This is a genomic window from Rhizorhapis sp. SPR117 (genome assembly GCF_021742065.1).
In genome coordinates this window covers 26,773-51,535 of the sequence record NZ_JAKKIE010000003.1, presented here as the reverse complement: position 1 = coordinate 51,535, position 24,763 = coordinate 26,773, and the positions used below count along the sequence as shown (strand labels likewise).

Sequence of the window (24,763 nt, the reverse complement as noted above, 5' to 3'; positions counted from 1 at the left end):
TTGTCTATTCCGGGTGCTGACCGCCGACCGGCCCCCGCGAGCACAGGCCGATTGGTCCCCCGAGGCACCTCCATGGCGGCGCGCACCGACAACATCGCACACGACCGGTGCGCAAGCGTCAGCGGTCACGAAGCGCGCGATAAGGGCACATGCTTCTGGTATCAGCCTTGCCAGCAATCGGTTTGTCGACAAGCCGCAGATTCAGGACGCCAAGGCGGCACGGCGCGTCAGCCGGCATCGCACCTCGCGGGTTTCGCCCTTCCGCGGAAAGGGAATTCCCTCCGAGGGCCAATCCGCGCCATCGACGGCGATGCGCGCCTCTCCTGAGCTAAGTTCCTCGGGATTCTCGACACGGATATGCAGGCTGCCCGCCGCCCTTGTGATGGTCGCCTCGAAGGACGGCCATTTCGCTGGCAGGCAAGGCGCAAGATGAAGCCTTCCTTCGGCCAGCCGCAGTCCCAATATCTCCTCGACCGCCAGTCGCCATGTCCACCCGGCAGCGCCCGTGTACCAGCTCCAGCCCCCACGGCCGACATGCGGGGGAGTACCGCCGACATCGCCGGCAACCACATAAGGCTCGACCCGATACCGCGCGACGTCTTCGGCCGACCGGGTCTGGTTGATCGGGTTGATGCGGTCGAAGACCCGCATCGCTCCCTCGCCGTCGCCGAGCCGGGCCAGCGCGATGCCGAGCCAGGCGGCCGCATGCGTGTATTGGCCGCCATTTTCGCGAATGCCGGGCGGATAGGCCTTGATATAGCCGGGATCGCGCGGCGTGGTATCGAACGGAGGCGAGAGAAGCCGGACGAGCCTGTCGTCGTCGCGTACCAGATGCTGCTGGGCTGCGGCCATGGCGCGCGCGATCCGCTCGCGACTGCCGGCGCCCGACAGCACCGCCCAGGATTGAGCGATCGAATCGATCTGGCACTCGGTATCGGTAGCCGAGCCCCATGGCCGACCGTCGTCGTCGAAGGCCCGCAGATACCACTCGCCATCCCAGGCGGATTGCTCGGCCGCCTTGGCCAGCGCAGCCGCCCGGGGCTTCCAGCGTTCAGCCAGATCGCTGCGTTCCAGCCGGCTACAGAGGCCGACGAAGCCATCGATCGTGGCGATCAGGAACCATGCCAGCCAGACGCTCTCACCGCGGCCCTGATCCCCCACGCGATTCATGCCGTCGTTCCAGTCGCCGCTCCCGATGAGCGGTAGTCCGTGGCTTCCGAGCCGATGGCCCCATTCAAGCGCACGCTCGCAATGCTCGAACAAGGTTCTGCGCTCTTCGGTGACGTCGAACCGCGCGTAGCGGTCAGGCTCATCGCTGGCGAGCGGAGGTCCGCGCAGGAAGGGCACGTCTTCAGTGAGAAGACTGGCGTCGCCCGTGGCTTCCACATAGGCGGCCGTGACATAAGGCAGCCACAGCATATCGTCCGAACAATGTGTCCGGACACCCCGGTCCAGCGGCGGATGCCACCAGTGGAGGACGTCACCCTCCTCGAACTGGTGTGCTGCGGCTGCAAGAATGTGCCGGCGTGCCAGGTCGGGGTCGGCATGAAGCAAGGCGAGCACGTCCTGAAGCTGATCGCGATATCCGAACGCGCCGCTGGCCTGATAGAAGCCCGCGCGAGCCCGTAAACGCCCGCTGGTGGTCTGGTAAGGGAGCCATCTGTTGACGAGTGTGTCAAACGCGGGATCCGGCGTCTTCACCGTGACGGCGCCCAGCCGCCTGTCCCAATCATCCCGGCATTCCTGGAGGGCGCGCTCGACCTCGGCCGGATCCTGCCACCGTCGAACCAGCGTTTTTGCATGGGCCTGGTGATCTCCTTGGCCCAGTATGAACACGACATCGCTGCTTTCTCCCGGTGCCAGGTCGAGATGAACTTGAAAGGCACCGCAACAGTCGGCACCCGTTGAACTTTGGCACCCTCCAAGATCCCAGTTGAGCAGCGCTTCGGGACGGCGCGAGTTGCCGTCGTGGCCCAGGAAATCCAGCCGAGACGTCGTGAGGCTGTGTGGAGGACGAGTGCTCGTCAGGAAGGCCGTCCGGTCGCCGAACTCGTCATTCCAGTGATTGTTCGCTATCAGTGCATGGGCCTCGGCATCATATTCCGCGGTTCGTAGCGGAGCCGGCTCGCCTTGAACCGCGCCCAGCAGCCATTCGGCATAATAGGTGGCCGTGATCCGGCGGGCCTGCGGCAGGAGGTTGCGAAGCCGCAGCCGAACGATCTTGACCGGATCGTCGACCGGAACGAAGACGACAAGCTCCTGATCCAGGCCTTCGCTGGCACTTTCCCAGCTCGTATACCCGGCCCCATGCCGGATGTTGCAGGCGGACCCGGCTCCGGCAGGCTCCGGCGTCGGGGTCCACAGGCGCGCATTCTCCTCGTCGCGCAGATAAAGGATTTCGGTCTGAGGATCCTTGAGGGGATCATTGCTCCACGGAGTCAGACGGTTCTCGCCGCTGTTGATTGCCCACGTGAACCCGAGGCCGGCTTCGGTGACAATCGTGCCAAAGCCGTCATTGGCGAGAACATTGGACCAAGGTGCGGGGGTGGCCTCGCCGGGCGCGAGATGGATCACATACGTATCGCCCTCCGGCGTGAACCCGCCCAGGCCATTCTCGAATGTCAGCTCCCCCGGTGCGGCAATCGCGATGGATGACGTCGACCGCGATCCGATCCCGCCGACCGGCTCGAACCGCGGGCTGCGGCGCTGGGCAGAATCGGCACCCGCAAGTTGATCGTGCAGCGCGCCGGCCGCCTCATCGAGTATGATTTGCGCGGCGCGCTCCAGAAACCGGCCACGGTCGGCGTCGGCGTGGCCGATCCCGACCAGGTGGACGCCGCCATTTTGCCCGAGTTGTTCCTGAACGCCGGTATCCCGGAGCAGTTCTATCAGCCGCTCGCGCACCGGCTCGAGATAGCCCGCCGCTCCCTCATGCATGATCACGAGATCGATCGCGATTCCACGCCGCCGCCATAGCTGCTGGGCCGCGGCAAGAAACCGTAGCAATGCGGTCCGCTCGCCATCGCCTGCGCGCACCAGCAGAATGGGATTGTCGCCCGATATTCCGAGCGCCCAGAGATCGCCTCGGCCATGATGATCGGCAGCAAGCGCGCCCTGGCTATCGGCAGACGCCGGAACGGGCTGGAGCAGAGCGGACAGCAGTTTCTGCGCGTCGGGCACGCGGTCGGGCGGCAGGCCGAGTTGATGCATCTCACGCGCCGTATCCGCCACGGCGTCGCTCATTGCCCATTCGAGCGCCGTCAAGGTTGCGTAGCGTTCCGAGATCTCCACGGCGGATTCGCGCGAGCCGGCAACGATCGTGACGAAAGCGAGTTCGCGCCGCCCATGTGGCGGAAGCTGCACCTCGGCGCGGATCGCCAGGATCGGATCGAGGGTCCAGCCGGTGGTGCCGCCCAGTTCATCGGATTGCATCGCCATTGGGCTCCCCTGATCGCCATGGCGCTTCAAGAAGGCCGCGCGGTCGGTTTCAACGCCACGTGGCCTGAAGCCCTTGTCGTCGGCGATCACCCTGTGAAGCAGCACGGGCGGCCGCTCGCCCGCATCGCGGGGTCGGCGGGTGAACAGCAGCCCGTTCGTGCCGGGCAGCAGTTCGCTGCCAACGAAGAGCTTACTGAATACCGGATGACGCGCAGCGTCGAGCGGGGGTGCGAGCATGACCTCGGCATAGCTCGTGAAATCGAGCGTTCGCGGTCGATCGCTCTCGTTGACGACCGTGATCCGGCGCACTTCCAGATCATCCCCGTGCGGGATGCCGACGACCATGTTCAGGGCGATGTCATGGTCGCGGCGATGATATTCCACCTGGTGCGCCTGGAAGACGATGCGCGCATCGGTCGCCGGCGCGCGAACCGGCTCCGGCGTCGCCGACCAGAGAGCGCCGCTCTCCCTGTCGCGCACATAGATCCAGAGCCCAGCATCGCCAGCCATCCGATCGGGGCGGGTGAGCGCATAGCGCTGCCAGGAAAGGCCACCGCCGCCATTCACGGCCATGCGGCTGGTCAGTCGGCCATTGCCGATCGCATGCAGCGGCATCGTGCCACCGATGGACTCGGGGATCCACGGCTGCAGGCGGGGGATGGCCCCCTCGGCGACCGGCTGCGGCTCGCGGATTTCAATCCGCGAAATCTCGGGCGGAAGTTCCCAGGGAATGCGCTCGTTGAGGAGCAGGTCGATCGTTCGGATATGGGGATCGCCATGGAACCAGCGGACGAACATGTCCCCGCACAGCGCATTGCCGAGCGCCGCCATGCTCATCCCGTGATGGTGCGCCATATAGGATCGGACGACCGCAAAGCGCTCTCCCTCCGGCACGCGCTCGGGCGTGAAGTCGGCGGCTTCATAGAAGCCATATCGCCCGACCAGGCCTAGCCCGGCCAGCTCGCGAAGATTGCGGACCGCCATTGTCGTTCGCGCGGCGAGCGCCAACACGGTCGCATAAGGGGCCACCACCAGGTCGCGGGCGAGCCCACGGCGAAGGCCCAGCCCGGGGACGCCGAAAGCATGGTAGCGATAGACGCGATCGGGGCCCATCGAGGCGAAGGCGGATTCCGAGATGCCCCACGGGATGCCGTGGCTAGCGCCGTAAGAATGCTGAAGGTCAACGGCGGTCCGGTCGCTTTGGCCCAGAAGCGTCTCGGGATCGCTTCGCAGGAACAGATTCGGCATGAGATATTCGAACATCGATCCGTTCCACGAGACCAGCGACAGCCCGGAGGCCTTCTTGGTAATCGGACGCCCGAGGAAGAACCAATGTTCGGGAGGCACGTCGCCCTTGGCGATGGCAAAGAAGCTCGCCAGCCGCGCCTCGCTCGCGAGCAGGTCATAATGGTGCGGATCGATCCGGTCGGCCGTGACATTGTAGCCGATATGAAACAGCCGGCTGCTGCGATCGAAGAGCAGGCTGAAATTCATGCCAGCCGCCCAATCGCGCGCTCGTTGGGCAATGCCGTTCAGCCGATCGTGGATCGCCCTGTGCGCCCCTGCCGCTCGGTCGAGAGCCGAGTCAAGTTCTTCCGCCCAGGTCTTCGCCTCGCAAGGGTCGAGAGAACGAGCGAACTCGTCGAGCGGCGCACGCGCCTGCGCGCATGCGGTCTCGACTTCGGCGGACGCACGCTCGCCGGCCAGCGCCGTCGCTATCCGGGTGGCGATCTCTGCGCAATCGGCCGGCGCGCGCGCCAGCAGCGGCAGCCAGGGGAGGTACATCCCCACCTCGCGGCGCATGCTGTGCAGATGATGTTCGACCCGCTCGAGCCACACCTGAACATCGCGGATGATCTTCGTCTGCAGCGTCCCCGCAGTGGCAACGCCTTTCCGGATACGCTCCTGAAGCTCGGGAAAATCGCGATCGACAAGCGCGTCCAGCCGATCGGTCCAGCCGGCCCCATCGTCAGCCGCTAGGGAGGCTGAGTGCCGCATCGCAGCGATAAGCGTGCCACAGGCATGATCGCCATCGAAGCCATCGGCTGCGAGGGCGCCCGCGAGCATAGCAAGCGTGTCGTCCAGGCCGGACCACAACGCCTTTGATAGCACGGGTCCCCGCACGGCTTCGCCGCACGCCTCGCTCACGACGACGAGACTGACGGCAAGATTGCCGCTGTCAACGGTCGAGACGTAGCGCGGTTCGAGCGGCTGCAATGAGCGTGTGTCATACCAGTTGAGCATATGCCCCCGGTAGCGCTCGAGACGATCCAGGGCATCCAGCGCATTTCGCAGCCGCGTCTCGAGATCGGTCGCGCCGATGTGCCCCAGCTTCCATGCCGTCAACATCGACAGCACCATCATCCCGACATTGGTCGGCGATGTACGGTGGGCGATCTCCTCCTCGGGCGGCTCCTGATAATTGTCGGGCGGCAGCCAGTTGTCCTCCGGCCTCACGAAGGTTTCGAAGAACAGCCAGGTGCGCCGCGCGATGCTGCGCAGGAACAGGCGGTCGTCGGCGCCGAGTGTCTCGACCGATGGGCGCCGCGGACGGCTGATCCGGTAGGCGATTTCAGGCGCGAGCAGCCACAGCAGCAGGAGCGGCGCGGCGGGCAGAAGCGCCGCCGCATGTTGGAGCGCCAATGCCGAGCCGGCCGCGATCGCGAATGCGGGTGACGCCCACATCTCGCGCCAGGCGGCCCGACGCGGGTCGAGCGTGGCAAAATGCGCGGTCGTGTGCGCTGCCGATGTCCACTCCAGCAGCCCGCGCCCGGTGCCGAGCCGCCAGAGCGTGATCAGGATGGCATTGAGTCCGATGGCTGCATCGCTGATCAGGAAGGCAATCGAGAGCGCCCATCGCCCCAGTTCGTCGCCCAGGCGTCGCAGCACCCCCTGGAGAACGCCGCGCCGCCGGCCGCGCGCCAGACCGGTGACGACATCCGTGAAGAGATAGGCCGCCGGTGCGACGATCGCGAGAAGCGTCCATATCCAGGGGCTGCCGCCGAGGACGAACCATCCGCCCAGCAGGAGAGCGACGAGGCTGGGCGGAACGAGACTGCGGCGCAGATTGTCGAAGATCTTGAGCCGGTCGAACCAGGTGAGACGGTTGTGTAGGCGCGTTCCGCCGCGGCCGGGGACAAAGGGAAAAAGCCAGGGCAGCAGCTGCCAATCGCCGCGTACCCACCGATGCCATCGTCTGCGGTACTCGAGATAGCCGGAGGGGAAGCCTTCATAGACGATGATGTCGCTGGCGAGCGCCGCGCGGCCATGGAGTCCCTCGAACAGATCGTGGCTGAGCAGGTTGTTTTCGGGAATTCGTCCTTCGACGCTGCGCTCGAACGAAGCAACTTCATAGACTCCTTTGCCGACATAGATGCCCGAGCCGAACAGGTCCTGGTAGACGTCGGACACGGCGCGCGAATAGATGTCGATGGCCGTATCACCGCCAAAGTAACGGGTGAACAGCGACCGTCCGCTGGTTTCCGGGGCAATCTCGACGCGGGGCTGGAGGATCGTGTAGCCGGTGGCCACCCGCCCGGTCCGCGGATTGAAACGCGCCTTGTTCAGCGGATGGGCGAGCGTCGCCACCATCCGGTTGACCACACCGGTCGGCAGGCGGGTGTCGGCATCGGCGGTGACGACGAACCGTACCGCGCGCAGCGCCTCGATACGGCCTTCGGTAAGCGAAAAAGGGGCAAGATCCCCGCGCAGAACATAGCCGTTGAACTGCTCGAGCTTTCCGCGCTTGCGTTCCCACCCCATCCAGACCGACTGGGCAGGATTATAGAGACGCGGCCTGTGCAGCACGTGGAACGGACCGTTGCCCGCGCTGCCATAGGTGTCGTTGAGGCGCTTGATGCCATTGGTCAGCGCCGCCTCGACATCAGCATCGCCCGGAACGCTGGCTTCGTCCGCATCGGCAAAATCGCTCAGCAGAACGAATTGCAGCCTTGGGTCGGGGTTGGCGAGATAATGGCCTTCCAGGCGCTGGAGAAGCGCAGCGACATCCTCCGCATGTCCGACGAGAACCGGCATTGCGACCGCCGTACGGCAATCGTCGGCGATCGCCTTCTCGAAGTCGAGTTTCGGCAGGACACGCGGCGAGACAAGCGATGTCGCGATCCAGTTGACGAGGGTGACGCTCAGGATCGTAGCCGGGAGCGTCGTAAGCGCGATGCCCAGAAGCCAGCCGGTCGCGGTCGCCTCGACCAAGGCGAGGTAGAGAGCGGGAACGAGAAAGCTGACGAAGCCGGCCAGGAACAGCGCTGCCGTATATAGCGCGGCTGGATAGCGCAAAAGTCTTCGGCCGATCGACTCCAGCGCCAGCGGCCGGACGTCGATCGCGTCCTCGAATGCCGGTCGGCCGTCGCCGACCAGCCAGTAGCCGACGTGATCGGCCGCCACCTCGTCATCGGCTCGGCATTGCACGAGCAGCCGCTCGGCAACTTCCCATTCGGGCAATCCGCCATGATCCGACAGCTGCTCGATCGCGTGGCGGTAACGGTCACGGGTGTCGAAATCCATGTGCGGATAGACCTTGGCGGGATCGCGCCTCAAGATCGCCTCTACCCGGCTCGTCTTGTCGAAAAACTCCTTCCATTGAATCGTCGAGATGACCGCGAGATTGGCGATCGCGCGCGAGACGCATTCGGTGTCGTCCGCCGCCGCGGACAAGGCGGCGTCGGGGCCGACTTCGAACGGCGGCGTCACATCCGGGAAGATGCGGCCGAAGCCGATGATCAGAATCTCGAGACAGGCCAGGCGGAGCATCGCCGGAAATGCCCAAAGCTCGGCGATGCTCAACGGTTCGTCATCCTGATAGCGTGCCATGAACAGGATGGCGGTGTTGAGCGACACCTGCAGATGGGAAGCGTGGAGCAACCCGTGGGCCAGCGTATAAATGCGAGGAAGGCCCCTCGCCGCCTCGCCTGCGAGCCCGGGCAGGCGTCGATAGAAACGGGCAGGCATGTCCTCCTTGATCTGGAGAATTGCGCGCTGCACGTGATAATCGTTGTCGAGCAGCCATTCGGCCGCTGAGCTGCTTTGCGGCTCAGCGGCACCTGCGGCGGCGCGCGCCATGTTCAGCCACCCACGCAGCTCCGGCAGATCGGACCAGGCAGCGAGCGCTGACGGTTTGCGGGTCAAACCTGCGAGACGGTGACGGCGCGCAAGCTCGTGCGCTGCGGCGACTATCGGGTCCGCACCTTCAATGTCAGCCATCCTCAAGCCGGCCCCACGGCCGGGAGGCGCGTATCCTGGATCGTCTTCAATGGGGCGGGCTCCTGGGGCATGCCGGACGGCCGGACGATCAGCATTGGTGTTGCCGAATGGCCCATGAGATAGGCGGCGACGCTGCCATAGGGAACGTCCGCATGATGCCGCCCGCCATGCCCGCGCGCCGACAGCACGACAAGGTCGGCGGACTCGGAGCGGATCAGCCCGGCCAGCGAAGTGCGAACATCGTCGCCACGCGCCGAAATCGTTCGAACCCTCAACCCCATCGCTGCAACATAGGTCCGGACGCGGTCGAGATAGCCGCGCGCCGTCTCTTCGTTTCGTTCGACCACATTGCGCTGGAGTTCGAGATCGCGCGGCTCGAGCGGCCTCGTCTCGGTGAGTTCCGGCTTCGGCACGATGTGCGCGAGAACCAGCTCGGCCTGCGCCGCTTTGGCAAGCCGCACCGCAAGCGGAAGGACGCTTTCTGCCCAACTCGATCCGTCGAGCGGGACCAGGATGCGCCGATACGTCGGTGCTGGCGCCGGAGACGCTGCGATCGGCACGAGCAGAATCGAGCCGGGGGCGCGATCGAGAACATTGTGGGCGGTGCCGCCGATGCCCTTTTGCCTTGCGCCATTCTCGCCACGGGTGCCAAGCACGAGAAGGCAATCAGGCTGTCCGCAGCTAAATCTGCAGATCTCCTCGGCGGTCGCGCCTTCGGCAAGTTGGACCTCGGCGATCGTCTTCGCAGGAACCGGAGGGGCCGCGAGCTTCCCGAGCGTGCGCCTCGCTTCATGTCGGCGCAGATCCCACTCGATCGGATCAGGCCTAATCTCCTTGGCGGGCTGTGCTTCGAGCACCTGCAGCAAGGTAATCGGAGCTTCGAGCGCCTGGGCGATCGCGAAGGCATGGGAAACGACGCCGGCGGCGTGTTCGGACCGATCGAGGCATGCGACGACGTGGCCGGTTCCCGCCTGCGAGTCGACACCGACGGGGAAGAGTGCGCTTGATCTCGACATGTTCCGGCCTCCTGTTGCCTTACGCGGCTATTTCCGGCCCACCAGCATGGGCGGTATCGCGCACAGCGCCGAGCTCGAGCGCGACTCTCCGCTCGCCTCAACGCCGCGCCTTGGCTTTCGGGCACGGTGAGCCATCCCGGAATGGCTCGAAATACGGGTGTTTACGGAGGTGGGCGCTAGGTGGAAGCCGTTGCCGGACGGGAACCGAGGCACGGCGCGCGCTGGTAGCGGTGATCCGGAAGCGGATTGCGCTCCCGCCGCATCAGGAAAGGTCGCCACAGTGCAGCTTGTGAATATCTCTCGCTCTGGCGCCGATCCGGAACCTCATTTTCGCTCCGGAAGCGTCAGCATATAGTCACGGACAATCGGGAGGGCGTCGCGGCGGCGGATATATTGTATCTGATAATTGCATAGCTCTCCGTGCCGGAAGGCTGCGAGCGCACCGGCCAGGTAGAACGTCCACATGCGGTAGAAACGCGCATCGTACAACGCTGCGATCCTATCTTTTCCTGCTACTGTTCGGCGATACCAATGCTCGAGCGTATGAGCGTAATGGAGCCGCAATGTCTCTACGTCGGCGACGATCAACTTCATGACTTCACTCGAGCGAATGATCTCCGACAGAGCGGGAATATACCCTCCCGGGAAAATATATTTGCTGGTGAAGGGATCGGTGCTGCCAGGCCTGCCCATCCGCCCTATGGTATGCAGAAGCATCACGCCGTCCTCCGCCAGCATCGTGCGGCATTTTTGGAAGAAGCGCCGATAATAGGGTGGTCCGACATGCTCGAACATGCCGACCGAAACGATACGGTCGAATGTGCCGGTTAGGTCTCTATAGTCGATCAGCTCGAACTTCACACGGCCGGCCACCCCTGCCTCTTGAGCGCGCCGTCGCGCTATTTCGAGCTGCTCCTCGCTGAGCGTGATGGCCAGCACATCCACGTCAGCTACGCGGTTCAGATAGAGGGCCATCCCGCCCCAGCCGCATCCGATGTCAAGTACGTGCTGACCTGGCTTGAGTTGAAGCTTCGCGGCGATGTGCGCCTTCTTGTCCGTCTGCGCCTGCTCAAGGCCGGCGGCCAAGTCGCTGAAATAACCGCAACTGTACTGACGGTCGGAATCGAGGAAGGCATCATAGAGGCGGTGGTCGAGATCGTAATGATGCGCGACATTGCGTTTCGAGCGGCGCTTCCAGTTGAGCCGGTCCTGCCGGGACATCAGTGAAGAGGCGAGACTTGTTATGAGATTTCCGCGCAACGCGTCGCCTTCCTCCTCCTCCCACGCTGCGTTGGATTGGACGAGATCGATGAGACCGAGAATGTCGTCGCCATCGACTAGCAGCCTGCCATCCATCCAGGTCTCGGCAGCCCCCAGACGCGGATTTCTGGCGACGGCATTCGGCGCGCCACGATCGGTGAACCGGACCGTCACCGGTTGGCGCCCTTCTTGCGGAGAGCCGTAGTCATGTCGGGTGCCATCCGCCTCGAACAGGATGAGCTCGCCGGACTTGATGAGGCGAGAAAGCAATTTGTCCAACAGCCACATTCGCAGGGTCCTGATCGAGGAGCGCAAGAACAATCGGCGGTTGGACGGGTCAGTGCGCCAGAAGCAACGGAACGGACGTATCGGACAGCAGCTCGCGGGTCACGCCGCCGAGCACCGTCTCGCGCAGCCTCGAGTGCCCGTAAGCGCCCATGACGAGAGAAGATGCCCCCAGGTCTCGCGCGGCGTCCGAAAGCGCCTGGGCGATAGTCCGCCCTTCCGCGGGCCATTCGTGCAGCTGAGAAGCTATGCCATGCCGGGCGAGGTAACGGCTCGCGTCGGTCGATGGAAAATCGCTACCACTGCTTGCGATGGTGACGATGTGGACCTCCGTCGCCAGCCGCAGGAAAGAAAGCGTCAGGCGCAGGCTATGCGCGGCTTCGATCGATCCGTTCCAGGCGATGAGGACGGGGTTATCGGCAATGAAGCAGGTTGTGCCGGGGGGCACCACCAACACCGGCGCGCGCGCATGGACGGCCACGTCAGCGACGATCGGAAGAGGCTCCGCGGCGTCATCCTGTCCCTTGTTCTGGCGGCTCAGTATGAGCACGTCTGCCAGGCGTCCGCAGCTGACCAGTGCATCGGCGGGATTTCCGTCGACGTGCGCCCAATCCCAGGAAGCGCCTTCGTTCTTGAGGCGATGCTCGATGCGCTCGCGCTCTGCAGCGTCGTGGGCTTGAAGGGCCTCGAGCAGCTGCGAGGAGGCATAGAGGCCGCCGAAGGGGTCCCCGATGACATAGCTGTTGAACGGGGTGACCTGGACGCAGGTGATGTGCGCTTGATGTGCGCGCGCAAGATCCAGTGCCACGGCAAGCCGCTCCTCCTGGCCGCTATCGTGGTGGACGTGAAGGAGCATCGATTTCACGCGGGTCTCCTCGCATTCGCTATGATTCCGTTTTGAAAGCAAACGCTAAGGGTGGAGGCAGCGCCGGTCACTAGGGGATAATACCAATGCCGAAATGGTGCGGCGGGCATCATTTATCACCCTCGGCGATTGCGAGACATTCTGTTTGGCAGGAGCGATATGAGAGACCTCGGAGCTTTGAATCGGAGTGGTGCGTCGGACCCGACCCTATCGTGCGCGACGAGGAGTAATTCCGTGCAAGCATCCGCGAGGGCAAAGGACAACCCAGTGACCCAGGCAAAGGACGTTGGACGAACGCCGCATGACCGATAGTTGGAGACCTCATTCCGGCATGGCCCTCATGCTGACATTGCTGCTTGGCGCATCTTCGCCGTTGTTCGCGCTGCAACCGGCGCCCGACACGAGGTCGGCCCTTGAAGCGGTCGAGCGGCTCAAGCCCGGGGAATATATCTGGGCGCCCGACATCGCTCCGGCGGGTCCTGTGCTGATCGTCGTGAGCCTTACCAACCAGCGAGCCGTCACCTACAGAAACGGGATCCCGATCGGCGTGTCGACGGTTTCGACGGGAAAGGCCGGATATGAGACGCCGACGGGGATCTTCACGATCCTTCAAAAGGATATCGATCACAAATCCAACCTCTACGACGATGCTCCAATGCCCTTTATGCAACGCCTGACATGGGGGGGTGTGGCGCTGCACGGCGGCAACCTTCCCGGCTACCCCGCGTCCCATGGCTGCATCCGCTTGCCCCTGGGCTTCGCCAAACTGCTCTATGGGATCACGCGGCTCGGCTTGACCGTCGTGATCACGAACGAGTCGTCTGTTCCTCGCCTTGCGCCAGTGCCCGATCCCTTGCGGCCGGTCGCCTCCGATATCGATGATGCTCCACCCCCCGGCGGGTTCACGTGGCATCCCGAGCGGTCGCCCTCGGGGCCCGTCTCCATCGTTATCAGCACCGCGGATCGGCGGATGGTGGTATTGCGCAATGGTCGCCAAATCGGTTCGGCGTCCATCGCAGCCGACGCCGGCACCGACCGGACGACGGCCTACACGCTGCGCGCTGTCGACAGCGCCGGGCTTCACTGGTTGCGAATCCCCTTGTTCGCGGACACATCTCCCGCGCAAGACGCCATCTCCGATGGCCGGAATCGATTCCGGGTCGCTGAGGAATTCCGGCGTTCGGTGGCAGCCATTCTGACCGAGGGGACAACCGTGTTGGTCACGAATGATAGCCTCGCCAGGAGTGAAACCGGAAGGCAGCTCACGGTCATTACCGGCGAGGGTCAATAGGCTGCCCGAGCACGCGACGCGACGTGCGCCTCGGCCTGTCGAGGACTCGCTTTCTCAGCCGAGTTTCAGCGTGAGGCGGGCATTGGCAGCCGTCTCGTCTGGCGATCCGCCGGCCTGGACGATGTGCCAGGAGCCGAGGTCGCCAATGTCCAGCTCGGATTGGGCCTGAGCTACGGCAACGTCGGCATCCGACGCGTCGATGGCGCGCGTCTCGACCCGACCGAGCCGCGCCGCCACCGGTGCCTCGAGCCATATCCCGTCGAAGGCGACGCCCAGCTGGCGCGCAACGGCTTCGATCCTCCCGCGCTCGACCGGCTGTGCGAACACTGCATCGGCCACGGCGGACTGACCGACCGCGAGCGCCGACGCGGCCATCGTGTCGGTGGTCTCATAAACTCGCCTGGCAGCTTGCGGTGAATAGCTTTCGCGGGGGAGCCTGGCCTCCGGAGACAGGCCCGCAAGCCGTTTGCGCAAGACGTCGTTTCGAAGGATCCTCGCACCGGGCGCGTGTCCGAGTGCGCCGCCAAGCCGGCGCGCGAGGCTGGACTTTCCGGTCCCCGAAAGCCCGCCGATCGCAACCAGCCGTGCCGGCACCGGCGCCAGCATGGCAAGCGCAAGATCCAGATAGGATCGCGCTTCTCGCGCAAGCATCATGTCCCGGCTGGCACGAAAGCTCTGGGCCGCGAGCACATGCGCGCGGATCGCGGCGCGAACCGACAGGAACAGCGGCAGCAGTTCCAATCCGCTCTCATCCGCCTGCGACAGGTCGAGATAACGGTTGAAGACAATGTTCGCCTCAGTGTGGAGATCGCGATGCCAGAGATCCATCAGCAGGAAGGCGAGATCATAAAGCACGTCGATGGTGGCCAGTTCGACGCTGAATTCGAGGCAATCGAACAAGGTCGGTTCACCATCGACGAGCGCGATGTTGGCGAGATGGAGGTCGCCATGACCATGTCTGACACGGCCTTCCCGAGCCCTGCTGTCGAGCAGCGGCGCCATGCGATCGGTGATCTGGAGCAGGCTGTCGCCGAGATGCTTTGCCTTGTCCGGGTCGAGGATATCGGAAAAGGCAGCCATACTGGTGATATTGCCTTCCACGACGCGCCGGAACGATGCCGCGCCCGTACGAGTCCGATCAATCTCCGCCGCGGAGTGGAAGGCGCTAATGCGGTCCGCTAGCCGGATCAGCAGGCGCTCATCGAGGCGGTTTCGGTCGGCCTGGTGAGTAAGCAGCGCATCATCGGGAAAGCGTCGCATTTCGAGAAGCCAGTCGACAACGTCACCGGTGCCGTCGATCGCCAGGAGCCCGCCGGATTCCCGCGTGACCGCGTGAAGGCCACGATATAGGTCGGGTGCGCTTCTGCGGTTGAGGCGAAGCTCCGCCTCGAGCGCCGCGTGGCGCTTGTCCGGCGTTGAGAAATCAAGATAGCCGAGTTCAACCGCGCGTTTGAGCTTCCATGCCTGGTCGCCGGCGAGGAAAATCGTCGCGCAGTGGGTATCGATGCGCGCCGGGCGCGTTCCTTCGAAGGCATTGCCTTCTTCGAGGAAGGCGACGACATCAGCCTGGCCGTCCGGCGTCCCGGGACCATGCGACGTCGCCGCCATCGGCTCAGGCCTTTTCGATCGCGATCTTGCGCGTGCGCGCCGCAGCCTTTTCGTCCTTGGCCAGCGTCACCGACAGGACGCCGTCCTTGAACTGCGCCTTGATGCCCTCGGGATCGACGTCGGCGGGAAGTGGAATCTGCCGTTGAAACGAACCATAACGGCGCTCGCTGAGCAGGAAGCCCTTTTCCTTGCGCTCCTCCGTCTCCTTCTTTTCCCCCGAGATGCTGAGCACGCCATCGGCGACGTTGATCTCAACATCCTTCTCGTCGAGGCCAGGAAGCTCGGCGGTGAGACGATAGGCCTTCTCATCATCGACCATCTCGAGCGCCGGCACGATGGCCAACGGGCCGCGCGGCGCGAAGCTGAAAAGGCCGCGGGCCGGGCTGTCGAAACCGTCGAACAAGCGGTCGATTTCCGACCTCAACCAGCCGACCGGCTCGAACTGGGCTGCGAAATCGCGCAGCGATGATGTCGGACGCGCTTTGGTCACCGGAACATTGGTCACATCGTTCATCTTGCTTCTCCTCAAGTTAAAGATGGTCGATCCCGTGATGCGGGAAGGACGCGTCATCAGGCGAACAGGACATGTTCGCCGTCAGCCTCGAGCGGCTCGGGAACCACGAGCTGGTCATGCTCGTCGCGATGGACGGGATGGTGCGAATGCGTACGCGGCCAAAGGGCCTCGACACCCGCGTTCCACCAGTTCGTATAGAATGTCAGGGGCAGCTGCCAGAAACCCTCGGCACCAAGCACCGCTGCGGCTGGGTCGGGATCACCCGGACGCTGGCCCGCCCCGATGGTCTTCTCGTAGCTCATGCTGACCTCCTTGCCCGAGTCTGTCGGAGAATAGGGGTCGCCCATCAGCGTCTATATTGGGGAGTTTACCTAGCCGGCGCCGTGCCCGCCACACAAACCGTGAAGTCTGCCGGCTGGCTGAGGGAGGCGCGCCGCAGGGCGCCGCGCACGATCGCAGATGTTCGACGCCTCCGGGACATTACGGATTCTGCCGTCGCGCCGCCCGACAGACAAGAGATGCTGCAGGAGTCCTCGATGCGTGAGCAAGCCGTCGGCGAACCTGCGATGATGTGCCGATGGTCCTTAATCTGTGGCCTCCCGGCTTGGGACGGTCATTTCTGCGAGCAAGGAGAGCTGAGATGAAGAGCGACAGTCAACTACAGCGCGACGTGATGGCGGAGCTGGAATGGGAGCCGAGCGTCGACCATGCCGATATCGGCGTGGCGGTGACCGATGGCGTGGTGACACTGTCGGGGTTCGTGAAAACCTACTCCGAGAAGCTGGCGGCCGAGAAGGCGGCGCGGCGCGTGGCCGGCGTCAAGGCGATCGCCGAGGAGATCAAGGTGCGCTTCGCGTCGGATCCGAAGACGGCCGATCACGAGATCGCCAAGCGCATCCTCGACATGTTCGCCTGGAATGTCTCGATCCCGGACGACAAGATCAAGGTGAAGGTCGAGCATGGCTGGGTCACGCTTACCGGCACCGTCGACTGGTATTATCAGAGCGACGAAGCCCGCAAGGTCGCCGGAAAGGTCACTGGCGTCACCGGCGTCAGCAACCAGATCGAACTGCGTAGGCTGCCGACCGCCCACGATGTCAAGGACCGGATCGTGGCCGCGATCAAGCGCCAGGCCGACCTCGATGCGGCGACGGTGACGGTGCTTACCGACGGCGGCAAGGTGACGCTGAGCGGAAAGGTCAAGGCGTGGAACGAGCGCCAGATTGCCGAGCGTGCCGCATGGTCCGCTCCCGGAGTCACCAAGGTCGATGACAATATCGTCGTCGCCTACTGAGCGTTACCGAGCCGGATGCGTCGAGGGCCGCCGGGCCTGCCCGGCGGCCCTCCTGACAATCTGCGCCGAACGGAAGGATGCGCGCGCTGTTGCTGAGGATCAGCACCTTGCAATAAGTTGAAATCCCATCAGCAAATTGCAGCAACCCGGCGATCCGAGATCTCGGGCGCGGGTGATGATCGACTGCTTCTCTGACCCGGCGCGGCCTTTGCTTGCGCCAGAATGCCGACCGTTCAGCAGCCGAGCCAAGCTGGATGCGCGTCAGCGCGAGCTGACAAGATGTTGCGTCACGCCCGAATCGCGCGCTTCGGCCTGGACGTGGACCGTCGGCGTCGGCGCCCATCGCTGCAGGGGGTCGGCTCCGACCGCCACCGTTACGATGACTTGGCTTGCGACCACGCCACCGAGCATGATCAATCCGATCCGCAAGCGAGTGGCACCGTCGCTGGGACGCTTGGCGTGTACTTCGACTGGCCGGTTCATGCTGGCCTCCTACTTTGGTTCCTCAATTCTAATCCGGACAATCGTATGCAGCGCGGCACATGCTCGATATCCGGAAGTCTACGCAGTGCGCAGATCCGCCGCGGCCTCCGTATCCTCACGTAATGATCTTCGGAAAGTCCGCCGCCATTCTAGCGGCACTTCAATGCCCTTGCAGGCTGGACGGACCGGAGAACGACATGAAAAATGTTCTGCTGCTGATACACGACGACGCGGGTGAAGAGGCTCGCTTTCAGGCGGCGCTTGATCTCGTCCGGGCCCTGTCCGGGCATCTCACGTGCCTCGATGTCGTGCAGCTGCCAGCCGTGATGGACTATACGATGATCGATGCCGAAGTTGCCCTGCTCGCCGACGCTCGCGACCGCGAAGCGCTGAATAAGAGCCGGATCGAGGCGCGGCTTGCCGTTGAGGACGTCGCCTGGGACTGGGCTGATGGAACCGGCGATATTGCGGCGCTGGTTGAAGCAGAGGCTGGCCTCGCCGACATCATCGTGCTCAACACCGCATTCGCCGATCACGAACCTCCAGACATGCGGGCAATCGTATCGGACGTCGTGATGCGTGCCGGGAAGCCGATCCTGGCGGTCCCGCAGCAGGCCCGGAAACTCGATGCCGGCGGGCATGTGCTGGTTGCGTGGAACGGTTCTCCGGCGGTCGCCGAAACGCTTCGCGCGGTGACGCCGCTCCTCGCACTCGCGAACGGAGTGACGATCCTGGAGATCGGCAAGACCGACGGCGCGCCCGCGGAAGATGCCGCGGCCTATCTCTCGCGCCATGGCATCCATGCCCGCATCGATCGCGACGTTCCGCCGGAATCGAAGGTGAGCGATGCACTTCTGGTTCTCTGTCGGGAGCGTCAGCCGGCCTACTGCGTTGTAGGAGCCTATGGCCATTCGCGCCTGCGTGAGACCCTCCTCGGCGGCGTAACCCGGCGGATGCTCGCCGAGAGCCCGGTGCCGCTCCTCCTGGGCCATTGAACGCGGCGACGCTGAAAGGAGAGCGTGATGGCGAACGCGGCACTGCACGATCCGATCGGCAGGAAAGCGCCGGCGGACCTTGTCGCGGCGTTGCGCCGCCACGCCGAGCCCCTCCCCCCGCCCGATCGCTTCGACGAGTTCGGCGGTTTCTTCGATCGCTTCGGCGATGCGCGCGTCGTCCTGCTGGGCGAGGCGACCCACGGCACCTCCGAATTTTATCGCGCGCGCGGCGCGATCACGCGCCGCCTGATCGAGCGCCATGGCTTCAACATCGTGGCCGTCGAAGCCGACTGGCCGGATGCGGCGCAGATCGACGACTATGTCCGCCATCAGGCGCCGCGCCCGCGCCGCGGCGATTCCTTCGTGCGGTTTCCGACGTGGACGTGGCGCAACACCGAGGTGCTGCAGTTCGCCGACTGGATGCGCGGCCACAACGCCGCGCTGGCCGAGGCGCAACGCGTCTCGTTCCACGGTCTCGACGTCTACAGCCTCAGCGAGTCGATCCATGCCGTCCTCACCTATCTCGACAAGGTCGATCCGGCGGCGGCGGCCGACGCGCGCCATCGCTATGGCTGCCTCACACCATGGCAGGACGAGCCCGCGCACTACGGTCGCGCGGTGGTTCACGGCGGCCGGCCGAGTTGCGAGGACCGGGCGATTGCGCAGCTCCGTGAGCTGCTGGTCCATCGGTTGGAGTATCTGGCCGGAGACGGCGAAGCCTGGTTCGACGCGGTGCAGAATGCTCGCATCGTGCGGGCGGCCGAGCGCTATTATCGCGCCATGTACCGCAGCTCGACCGAGAGCTGGAACCTGCGCGACCGGCACATGTTCGAAACGCTCCAAGCGCTGCTCGCGCATCGCGGCGACGGCGCGAAGGCGGTGGTTTGGGCGCACAACAGCCATGTCGGCAACGCCGCCGCCACCGCGATGGGCTGGCAGGGAGAGTTCAACATCGGCGAGCTGTGCAGGATGGCGCATGGCGATGACGTCGTGTCGATCGGCTTCGGCACCGATACCGGCACAGTCGCCGCCGCCAGCGACTGGGGCGCCGACATGCAGATCAAGACCGTGCAGCCGGCACGCCCCGACAGCTACGAGCATGCGTTCCGGTCCACCGGCCTCGTTCGGACGTTGACCGACTGGCGCAGGAACCCGGCGCTCGCCGAGTTGCTGCGCGAGCCATTGCTCGAGCGCGCGATAGGCGTCGTCTACCGCCCGGAGACCGAGCGCCTCAGCCATTATTTCGAGGCCGTGCTGGCGGAGCAATTCGATGCCTGGGTCTGGTTCGAGCAGACGACAGCGGTGACCCCGCTGGGACATGAGCGCCCCCACGGCGGCCCGAAACCTGGCCCTTCGGACTGTGACCATGGTCGCCATCGCCGCGCACGATCCGATTCCCGTCACCGTTCAGCCGGATGGGCTCAAGGGGCTGCTGGGCGTGCCGCCCGGCGCTAGGGGAATGGTCATTTTCGCGCACGGCAGCGGCAGCGGGCGCCTCAGTCCGCGCAACAATCATGTCGCGCGGGGTCTCCGCGATGCGGGTCTGGCGACGCTGCTGGTCGACCTGCTGACGCCGAGGGAAGAGCAGGAACGCGCCAATGTGTTCGACATCCCGCTCCTGGCGAGCCGGTTGAAGGGCGCCACCGAATGGACGGGTTTGCTGCCCGGGATCGCCGCGCTGCCGGTGGGCTATTTCGGCGCGAGCACGGGCGCGGGCGCCGCCCTGCTCGCCGCGTCCGATGGCGCCTCGCGCGTGGCCGCGATCGTCTCGCGCGGCGGTCGGCCTGACCTCGCGGGCTCGGCCGCCCTCGCACATGTGCGCGCGCCCACGCTTCTGATCGTGGGCGGCCGGGACCTGCCGGTGATCGAGCTCAACCGCGTGGCGATGCGGCACCTTCACGCGGAGAGCGAGTTGGCGGTCGTACCCGGCGCGACCCACCTATTCGAGGAGCCGGGAACGCTCGACGAAGTGATCGACCACGCCGCGCGGTGGTTCCTGCGATATTTCCGGGACATATGAACATGGTCCAGCAGCAACCCGAATTCCAGGACAGGCTTGAGGCGGGCCGCACGCTGGGGGCGGCGCTGACGCATCTGGCGGCGGCACATCCGCTGGTGCTGGCGCTCCCGCGCGGCGGTGTGCCGGTCGCGTTCGAGGTCGCCAGGGCGCTCGACGCGGAGATGGATCTGCTGTTCGTCCGCAAGCTCGGGGCGCCGGGTCATGAGGAACTGGGCATCGGCGCGGTGGTGGACGGCGCCGACCCGCAACTCGTGCTCAACGAGGACATCGTCCGCCAGCTCGCGCCGAGCCCGAACTATATCCGCGCCGAGATGCGACGCCAGCTCGCTGAAATCGATCGCCGCCGGCGGTCTTATGTGGGCAGTCGCGTCGCCGCGGAGGTGACGGGACGCACTGTGATCGTCGTGGACGACGGCATCGCGACCGGCGGCACCGTCAAGGCCGCGGTCATGGGGCTGGGCAAGAATCACCCGGCCCGCCTCGTTCTCGCCATACCTGTCGCCCCGCGCGACAGCCTCGCGGAGATTGCTCCGGAGTGCGACGAGGTCGTCTGCCTCACGCAGCCCGAACCCTTTTATGCCGTCGGCGCGCATTATGTCGTGTTCGACCAGACGACGGACGAGGAGGTGATCCGGCTGGTTCGCGAGGCCCGTGCCTTCGGCCGGCCGAGGCGCCTGCCAGCGCGCGCCCCCTCCTTTCGCGGTTGACAGATCAGCCCTCGGATAAGGAACAGAAGATGCTCATTCCTCATGATACGACAATCCTGGTCGTCGATGGCAGCCACATGCAGGTGCTGCGCAACCGTGGCACCGACGCCGCACCCGATCTGGAGCTTCTGAAAGAGCAGACAATTAGAAATCCACCGACCAGCGCCATGGGCACGAGCGCTCCAGGACGCAGCTTCGGCAGCGCGGTTCCGAAACGTAGTGCCTATCAGAATTCCGACCTTCACCAGCGCAGGGAGGACAGGTTCGGCCACGCAGCGCTGCAGGCAATCGCCTCGCTCAATCGGGAGGACGCCCCCCTGATCCTGATCGCGCCGCCGCATATGCTGGGCACGCTCCGGAGCGAGCTCGACCCGAAGAGGCATGCCCAAATTCTCGCGGAGATTGCCAAGGACTTCGCTCAACGCGACGCTCCGGATATCCTGGCCCTCCTGCGATCATATCAGCCCTGAAGCCTCCACACACCAGGCGGGGCGGTCGCGCGGTCCGGCGCGGTGCGAGCGATCGCTCGGGCCAGCCTAGCCGATGCGTCGGCGACTAGCCTTAATTTCCAGCAACTTGGCACGCCGGCGAAGGCACCGGTCGGGTTAGCTTATGGACAAGCGGATACGATCGGCATAGCCTCACCTTGCCCCTCCAATCTTGATCGTGAGGAGGGGTCCGCAATCGCGCGGCAAACATGGGTTCTCGGCTTCGGTCGGGCGGCCTGCGGAATACAATACCTTCGGGGAATACGCCGGGCGCGTTTTCCTATGTTTGCGCGCGATCAACCGTCCCGGCTGGCGGGGCGCGCGGCAGCATTGGAAAGCCACTATGCGGCGTGATGCATCCTAGATTTCTGCCCCCCGATCAAACGATGGATGGCTGTTTGTGGCAAGCCGGTCCGCTCCGGCCGGACGTTGGGGCGGCGGGAGATTGTGAGCGAGCCCTGTCGTGGAGGAGCGTTTTGATGCTGCCGAATGGCCGCGCCGCAGATAGAAGCCTCGGGTGCCGTGCGAACGGCGCAACGGACGCATCGACCGATTCGCACATTTTCCGGGTGGCGCTCTGGAACCGCAGAAAGGCGGATGGCTGAAGGAAAACAGACGATCTTCTCCTGGCGAATAGCGATTGATGAAAAAATGTCTAATCGGATATCCCGAGGAGCAGAATGCAGCACGCGCGCGAAGGAACGGACGAATTTTAGATGGAAGTGCAATGAAGGGCGATGTCGACGATAAATTCACTCCTCCCTCCGGCGGGGCTTGTGCAATCGCCGTCGTGCCTGTCCTTCTCGTCGTCCCTTTAGAACTTGCGCTTCGGGCTTCGGGCGTCAACCACAGCCCTTACCTCCTCCTGGTTCTTTCGATCATTATCGCCGCAGCACTGGGTCCGACCGGATCGGCGACGATCGCGGCCGTTCTCGCGATCCTGATCGGCGGGCTGATCGCGACATATCGCGCATCGCCCGCGACCACCTCCTTCGATCTCGTGCTGTCGTTGCTGGTGGCCGCAGGCATCGCCCTGCTCGACGTGCGCAGCACGTTCCTGCGACGCGGACGTGCCGCGCTGGACCAGCGCCGCCGGAGCCAGCTTTCGGAGATTGCCGACGAACTCAACCTCCTCATCGATGGCGCACAGGGATACGCCATTTACATGCTCGATCCCGAAGGGCGCGTCACGATCTGGAACGAGGGAGCCGAGCGGCTGAAGGGTTGGACCGAGCAGGAGATCGTCGGCAAGCATTGTTCCGTCTTCTATCCGGCGGATGCCGTCCAGGCCGGCAAGCCCGAAGCCGATCTGAGACGCGCGCGCGAGCAGGGGAAATTCGAGGAGGAAGATTGGCGGCTGCGAAAGGATGGTTCCGAGTTCCTCGCGCATGTCTCGATCACGGCGCTTCGCGATGACAGTGGAGAGTTGCGGGGCTTTGGCAAGGTGGTCCGCGACGCGACGAACGAACGTGCGGCCGAGAGCGCTCACAAGGCCAGCGCCAACCATCTCCGGTCAATCCTCTCGACGGTTCCCGATGGAATGATCGTGATCGACGAGCAAGGCATCATTCTCTCGTTCAGCGCCGCGGCGGAACGCATGTTCGGCTATTCCGAGAGCGAAGTTCGAGGACTGAACGTGAGCATGCTCATGCAATCGCCCGATCGCGAGCGACATGACGGTTATCTCCAGCGCTATCTTTCGACCGGCGAGCGGCGGATCATCGGGATCGGACGTGTCGTGATCGGTGCGCGGCGCGACGGTTCGACCTTCCCGATGGAACTGTCCGTGGGTGAAGCCATCGGCGAGAGCCAGCGTGTCTTTACCGGCTTCATCCGGGATTTGACAGAACGGCAGGAGACCCAGGAGCGCCTCGATGAACTGCAGTCCAAGCTGATCCATGTCGCGCGGGTGAGCGCGATGGGGACCATGGCGTCGACCCTCGCCCACGAGCTCAACCAGCCGATCACAGCGGTCGCCAATTATGTGGAGGCTGTGCGCGACCTTCTCGCCGAGGCGAATCCCGAGGATCTGCCGATGATCCGCGAAGCCCTCGAGGATACGGTTCGAGAGGCTCTTCGCGCCGGACAGATCGTCCGGCGGCTACGCGACTTCGTGGCGCGCGGGGAGGTCGAGAAGACGGTCGAAGACCTCCCTTCCCTCATCCATGAAGCGGCGGCGCTGGGGCTTATGGGCGCTCAGGAGAAAGGTGTCGACGCCCAGTTCGATCTCGATCCCGGCGCCTCGAAAGTGCTCCTCGACAAGGTGCAGATCCAGCAGGTGCTGATCAATCTCCTTCGCAACGCGGTGGAGGCGATGGCTGGCTCATCCGAACGGCATCTGTGGGTCATCTCCCGCCGCGAGAGAGCAGGCTTCATCCGCGTCACGGTCGCCGACACAGGGCCCGGCGTGTCGTCTGAAGTTGCGGAGCAGCTTTTTACCGCCTTTGTCAGCACGAAGAGCGAGGGCATGGGGCTTGGGCTTTCGATCTGCCGCACCATCGTCGAGGCGAATGGCGGTCGAATATGGCTGGAACCGCGCGCCGAGGGCGGCTCTCAATTTCACTTTACGCTCGTTGAAGCCGAGCCGGAGAACGCCAATGACGACTAGACGTATGATCCATATCGTGGACGATGAGGAATCGATTCGGCGATCCGCTGGCTTCATGCTCAAGACTGCTGGATTTTCGGTCTCCACCTATCCGTCGGGTGTCGCCTTTCTTCGCGAGGTGCGCCACGCCGAGCCGGGATGCATCCTGCTCGATGTGCGCATGCCCGAGATGGACGGCCTTGAGGTGCAGCAGGCGCTCCGCGAACGGGGCGTCGTCATGCCCGTCATCATTCTCACCGGACATGGGGACATCTCAATTGCAGTGCGCGCGATGAAGGCGGGGGCCGTCGAGTTCATCGAAAAGCCATTTGAGAAGGCAGTGATGCTGGACGCCATCGCCGCCGCCTTCGAGCGGCTCGACGACAGCGGCCGGCGTGCGGCCCGCGCCGCCGACGCCGCGGTCATGATTTCGGCGCTGACGGGGCGCGAGCAGGACGTTCTCAAGGGCCTGGCTGATGGATTGCCCAACAAGACGATCGCCTATGATCTTGGCATATCGCCACGAACCGTGGAGGTGCATCGCGCCAATCTGATGGCAAAGCTGGGGGTCCGCAGCCTCTCCGACGCGCTACGTATCGCGTTCGCCGCCAATGTCGGACAGGGGTCATAGGGACCTCTACGTAGCGACTTGATCCGGTTTTGCTGCGATTCCTTGCACCCGGCCAGCTTTT

At 64.6% G+C, this 24,763-nt stretch carries 18 protein-coding genes; 10 read left to right on the top strand and 8 right to left on the bottom strand.

Features of this window, described 5'->3' with window-relative positions:
• Window positions 1-201 precede the first annotated feature (201 nt).
• Together L3X40_RS02025 and L3X40_RS02020 are read right to left on the bottom strand one after the other, a co-directional pair.
• Entirely contained in the window at window positions 202-8,658 is an 8,457-nt protein-coding gene (locus L3X40_RS02025) for a GH36-type glycosyl hydrolase domain-containing protein (RefSeq protein WP_066556382.1), read from the bottom strand.
• 2 nt (window positions 8,659-8,660) lie between these two features.
• Window positions 8,661-9,674 (bottom strand): universal stress protein, encoded by a 1,014-nt coding sequence (locus tag L3X40_RS02020; protein ID WP_066556380.1) that lies wholly within the window; start codon window positions 9,672-9,674, stop codon window positions 8,661-8,663.
• On the opposite strand from L3X40_RS02020, the gene L3X40_RS22285 reads away from it, so the two are divergent.
• Entirely contained in the window at window positions 9,673-9,804 is a 132-nt protein-coding gene (locus tag L3X40_RS22285; RefSeq protein WP_272907907.1) for a hypothetical protein, read from the top strand. The two genes, L3X40_RS02020 and L3X40_RS22285, sit on opposite strands and share 2 nt — an antisense overlap.
• Window positions 9,805-9,998: 194 nt before the next feature.
• Here L3X40_RS22285 and L3X40_RS02015 read toward each other — a convergent pair whose 3' ends face one another.
• Both L3X40_RS02015 and L3X40_RS02010 read right to left on the bottom strand, forming a co-directional pair.
• Complete coding sequence (locus L3X40_RS02015) at window positions 9,999-11,222, bottom strand: SAM-dependent methyltransferase (protein ID WP_066556379.1); 1,224 nt, start codon at window positions 11,220-11,222, stop codon at window positions 9,999-10,001.
• A gap of 49 nt (window positions 11,223-11,271) precedes the next feature.
• Window positions 11,272-12,075: a universal stress protein gene (locus L3X40_RS02010; protein ID WP_066561599.1), complete on the bottom strand. Its 804-nt coding sequence runs from the start codon at window positions 12,073-12,075 to the stop codon at window positions 11,272-11,274.
• Between the two features lie 340 nt (window positions 12,076-12,415).
• Here L3X40_RS02010 and L3X40_RS02005 point away from each other — a divergent pair, with 340 nt between their 5' ends.
• Window positions 12,416-13,375 carry a L,D-transpeptidase gene (locus tag L3X40_RS02005; protein WP_237230013.1) on the top strand — a complete coding sequence of 320 codons (960 nt, stop codon included), beginning with the start codon at window positions 12,416-12,418 and terminating at the stop codon, window positions 13,373-13,375.
• Between the two features lie 54 nt (window positions 13,376-13,429).
• On the opposite strand, the gene L3X40_RS02000 is transcribed toward L3X40_RS02005, so the two are convergent.
• Genes L3X40_RS02000 through L3X40_RS01990 form a run of 3 tightly spaced genes read right to left on the bottom strand, consistent with a single transcriptional unit; the run spans window position 13,430 to window position 15,799 of the window.
• Window positions 13,430-14,983, bottom strand: coding sequence for a bifunctional aminoglycoside phosphotransferase/ATP-binding protein (locus L3X40_RS02000; RefSeq protein WP_066556377.1), 1,554 nt, complete (start codon window positions 14,981-14,983; stop codon window positions 13,430-13,432).
• A 4-nt stretch (window positions 14,984-14,987) separates the two neighbouring features.
• A complete protein-coding gene (locus L3X40_RS01995) occupies window positions 14,988-15,497 on the bottom strand; it encodes an Hsp20/alpha crystallin family protein (RefSeq protein ID WP_066556375.1) in 510 nt (169 codons plus the stop codon).
• Between the two features lie 56 nt (window positions 15,498-15,553).
• A complete protein-coding gene (locus L3X40_RS01990; RefSeq protein WP_145907234.1) occupies window positions 15,554-15,799 on the bottom strand; it encodes a hypothetical protein in 246 nt (81 codons plus the stop codon).
• Window positions 15,800-16,137: 338 nt separating this feature from the next.
• Here L3X40_RS01990 and L3X40_RS01985 point away from each other — a divergent pair, with 338 nt between their 5' ends.
• Window positions 16,138-16,791, top strand: coding sequence for a BON domain-containing protein (locus L3X40_RS01985; RefSeq protein ID WP_066556368.1), 654 nt, complete (start codon window positions 16,138-16,140; stop codon window positions 16,789-16,791).
• Window positions 16,792-17,052: 261 nt separating this feature from the next.
• Here L3X40_RS01985 and L3X40_RS01980 read toward each other — a convergent pair whose 3' ends face one another.
• Complete coding sequence (locus L3X40_RS01980) at window positions 17,053-17,274, bottom strand: hypothetical protein (RefSeq protein ID WP_066556366.1); 222 nt, start codon at window positions 17,272-17,274, stop codon at window positions 17,053-17,055.
• A 197-nt stretch (window positions 17,275-17,471) separates the two neighbouring features.
• Between L3X40_RS01980 and L3X40_RS01975 the strand changes: the two genes are divergently transcribed.
• From L3X40_RS01975 to L3X40_RS01945, 7 genes are all read left to right on the top strand, one after another.
• Window positions 17,472-18,269 carry a universal stress protein gene (locus L3X40_RS01975; RefSeq protein ID WP_066556364.1) on the top strand — a complete coding sequence of 266 codons (798 nt, stop codon included), beginning with the start codon at window positions 17,472-17,474 and terminating at the stop codon, window positions 18,267-18,269.
• A 27-nt stretch (window positions 18,270-18,296) separates the two neighbouring features.
• Window positions 18,297-19,724 carry an erythromycin esterase family protein gene (locus L3X40_RS01970; protein ID WP_237364193.1) on the top strand — a complete coding sequence of 476 codons (1,428 nt, stop codon included), beginning with the start codon at window positions 18,297-18,299 and terminating at the stop codon, window positions 19,722-19,724.
• Entirely contained in the window at window positions 19,636-20,289 is a 654-nt protein-coding gene (locus L3X40_RS01965) for a dienelactone hydrolase family protein (protein ID WP_066556360.1), read from the top strand. The genes L3X40_RS01970 and L3X40_RS01965 overlap by 89 nt, the downstream gene beginning before the upstream one ends.
• Entirely contained in the window at window positions 20,286-20,996 is a 711-nt protein-coding gene (locus L3X40_RS01960) for a phosphoribosyltransferase (protein ID WP_237364191.1), read from the top strand. The genes L3X40_RS01965 and L3X40_RS01960 overlap by 4 nt, the downstream gene beginning before the upstream one ends.
• 29 nt (window positions 20,997-21,025) lie before the next feature.
• Complete coding sequence (locus L3X40_RS01955) at window positions 21,026-21,466, top strand: baeRF12 domain-containing protein (protein WP_145907232.1); 441 nt, start codon at window positions 21,026-21,028, stop codon at window positions 21,464-21,466.
• A gap of 745 nt (window positions 21,467-22,211) precedes the next feature.
• Window positions 22,212-24,092, top strand: a complete 1,881-nt coding sequence (locus L3X40_RS01950; RefSeq protein ID WP_066556353.1) for a PAS domain S-box protein — start codon at window positions 22,212-22,214, stop codon at window positions 24,090-24,092.
• Window positions 24,082-24,702 carry a response regulator transcription factor gene (locus tag L3X40_RS01945; RefSeq protein ID WP_066556351.1) on the top strand — a complete coding sequence of 207 codons (621 nt, stop codon included), beginning with the start codon at window positions 24,082-24,084 and terminating at the stop codon, window positions 24,700-24,702. The genes L3X40_RS01950 and L3X40_RS01945 overlap by 11 nt, the downstream gene beginning before the upstream one ends.
• Window positions 24,703-24,763: the final 61 nt, after the last annotated feature.

Bases quoted from the DNA above. Each gene is read 5' to 3' on its own strand.
- L3X40_RS01955 (WP_145907232.1), top strand. From the start codon at position 21,026: ATGCTCATTCCTCATGATACGACAATCCTGGTCGTCGATGGCAGCCAC.
- L3X40_RS02010 (WP_066561599.1), bottom strand. From the start codon at position 12,075: ATGCTCCTTCACGTCCACCACGATAGCGGCCAGGAGGAGCGGCTTGCC.
- L3X40_RS01945 (WP_066556351.1), top strand. From the start codon at position 24,082: ATGACGACTAGACGTATGATCCATATCGTGGACGATGAGGAATCGATT.
- L3X40_RS02000 (WP_066556377.1), bottom strand. From the start codon at position 14,983: ATGGCGGCGACGTCGCATGGTCCCGGGACGCCGGACGGCCAGGCTGAT.
- L3X40_RS01970 (WP_237364193.1), top strand. From the start codon at position 18,297: ATGGCGAACGCGGCACTGCACGATCCGATCGGCAGGAAAGCGCCGGCG.
- L3X40_RS02005 (WP_237230013.1), top strand. From the start codon at position 12,416: ATGGCCCTCATGCTGACATTGCTGCTTGGCGCATCTTCGCCGTTGTTC.
- L3X40_RS01975 (WP_066556364.1), top strand. From the start codon at position 17,472: ATGAAAAATGTTCTGCTGCTGATACACGACGACGCGGGTGAAGAGGCT.
- L3X40_RS01985 (WP_066556368.1), top strand. From the start codon at position 16,138: ATGAAGAGCGACAGTCAACTACAGCGCGACGTGATGGCGGAGCTGGAA.
- L3X40_RS01950 (WP_066556353.1), top strand. From the start codon at position 22,212: ATGAAGGGCGATGTCGACGATAAATTCACTCCTCCCTCCGGCGGGGCT.
- L3X40_RS01990 (WP_145907234.1), bottom strand. From the start codon at position 15,799: ATGAGCTACGAGAAGACCATCGGGGCGGGCCAGCGTCCGGGTGATCCC.
- L3X40_RS01995 (WP_066556375.1), bottom strand. From the start codon at position 15,497: ATGAACGATGTGACCAATGTTCCGGTGACCAAAGCGCGTCCGACATCA.
- L3X40_RS22285 (WP_272907907.1), top strand. From the start codon at position 9,673: ATGTTCCGGCCTCCTGTTGCCTTACGCGGCTATTTCCGGCCCACCAGC.
- L3X40_RS02015 (WP_066556379.1), bottom strand. From the start codon at position 11,222: ATGTGGCTGTTGGACAAATTGCTTTCTCGCCTCATCAAGTCCGGCGAG.
- L3X40_RS01960 (WP_237364191.1), top strand. From the start codon at position 20,286: ATGAACATGGTCCAGCAGCAACCCGAATTCCAGGACAGGCTTGAGGCG.
- L3X40_RS02020 (WP_066556380.1), bottom strand. From the start codon at position 9,674: ATGTCGAGATCAAGCGCACTCTTCCCCGTCGGTGTCGACTCGCAGGCG.
- L3X40_RS01965 (WP_066556360.1), top strand. From the start codon at position 19,636: ATGGTCGCCATCGCCGCGCACGATCCGATTCCCGTCACCGTTCAGCCG.
- L3X40_RS02025 (WP_066556382.1), bottom strand. From the start codon at position 8,658: ATGGCTGACATTGAAGGTGCGGACCCGATAGTCGCCGCAGCGCACGAG.
- L3X40_RS01980 (WP_066556366.1), bottom strand. From the start codon at position 17,274: ATGAACCGGCCAGTCGAAGTACACGCCAAGCGTCCCAGCGACGGTGCC.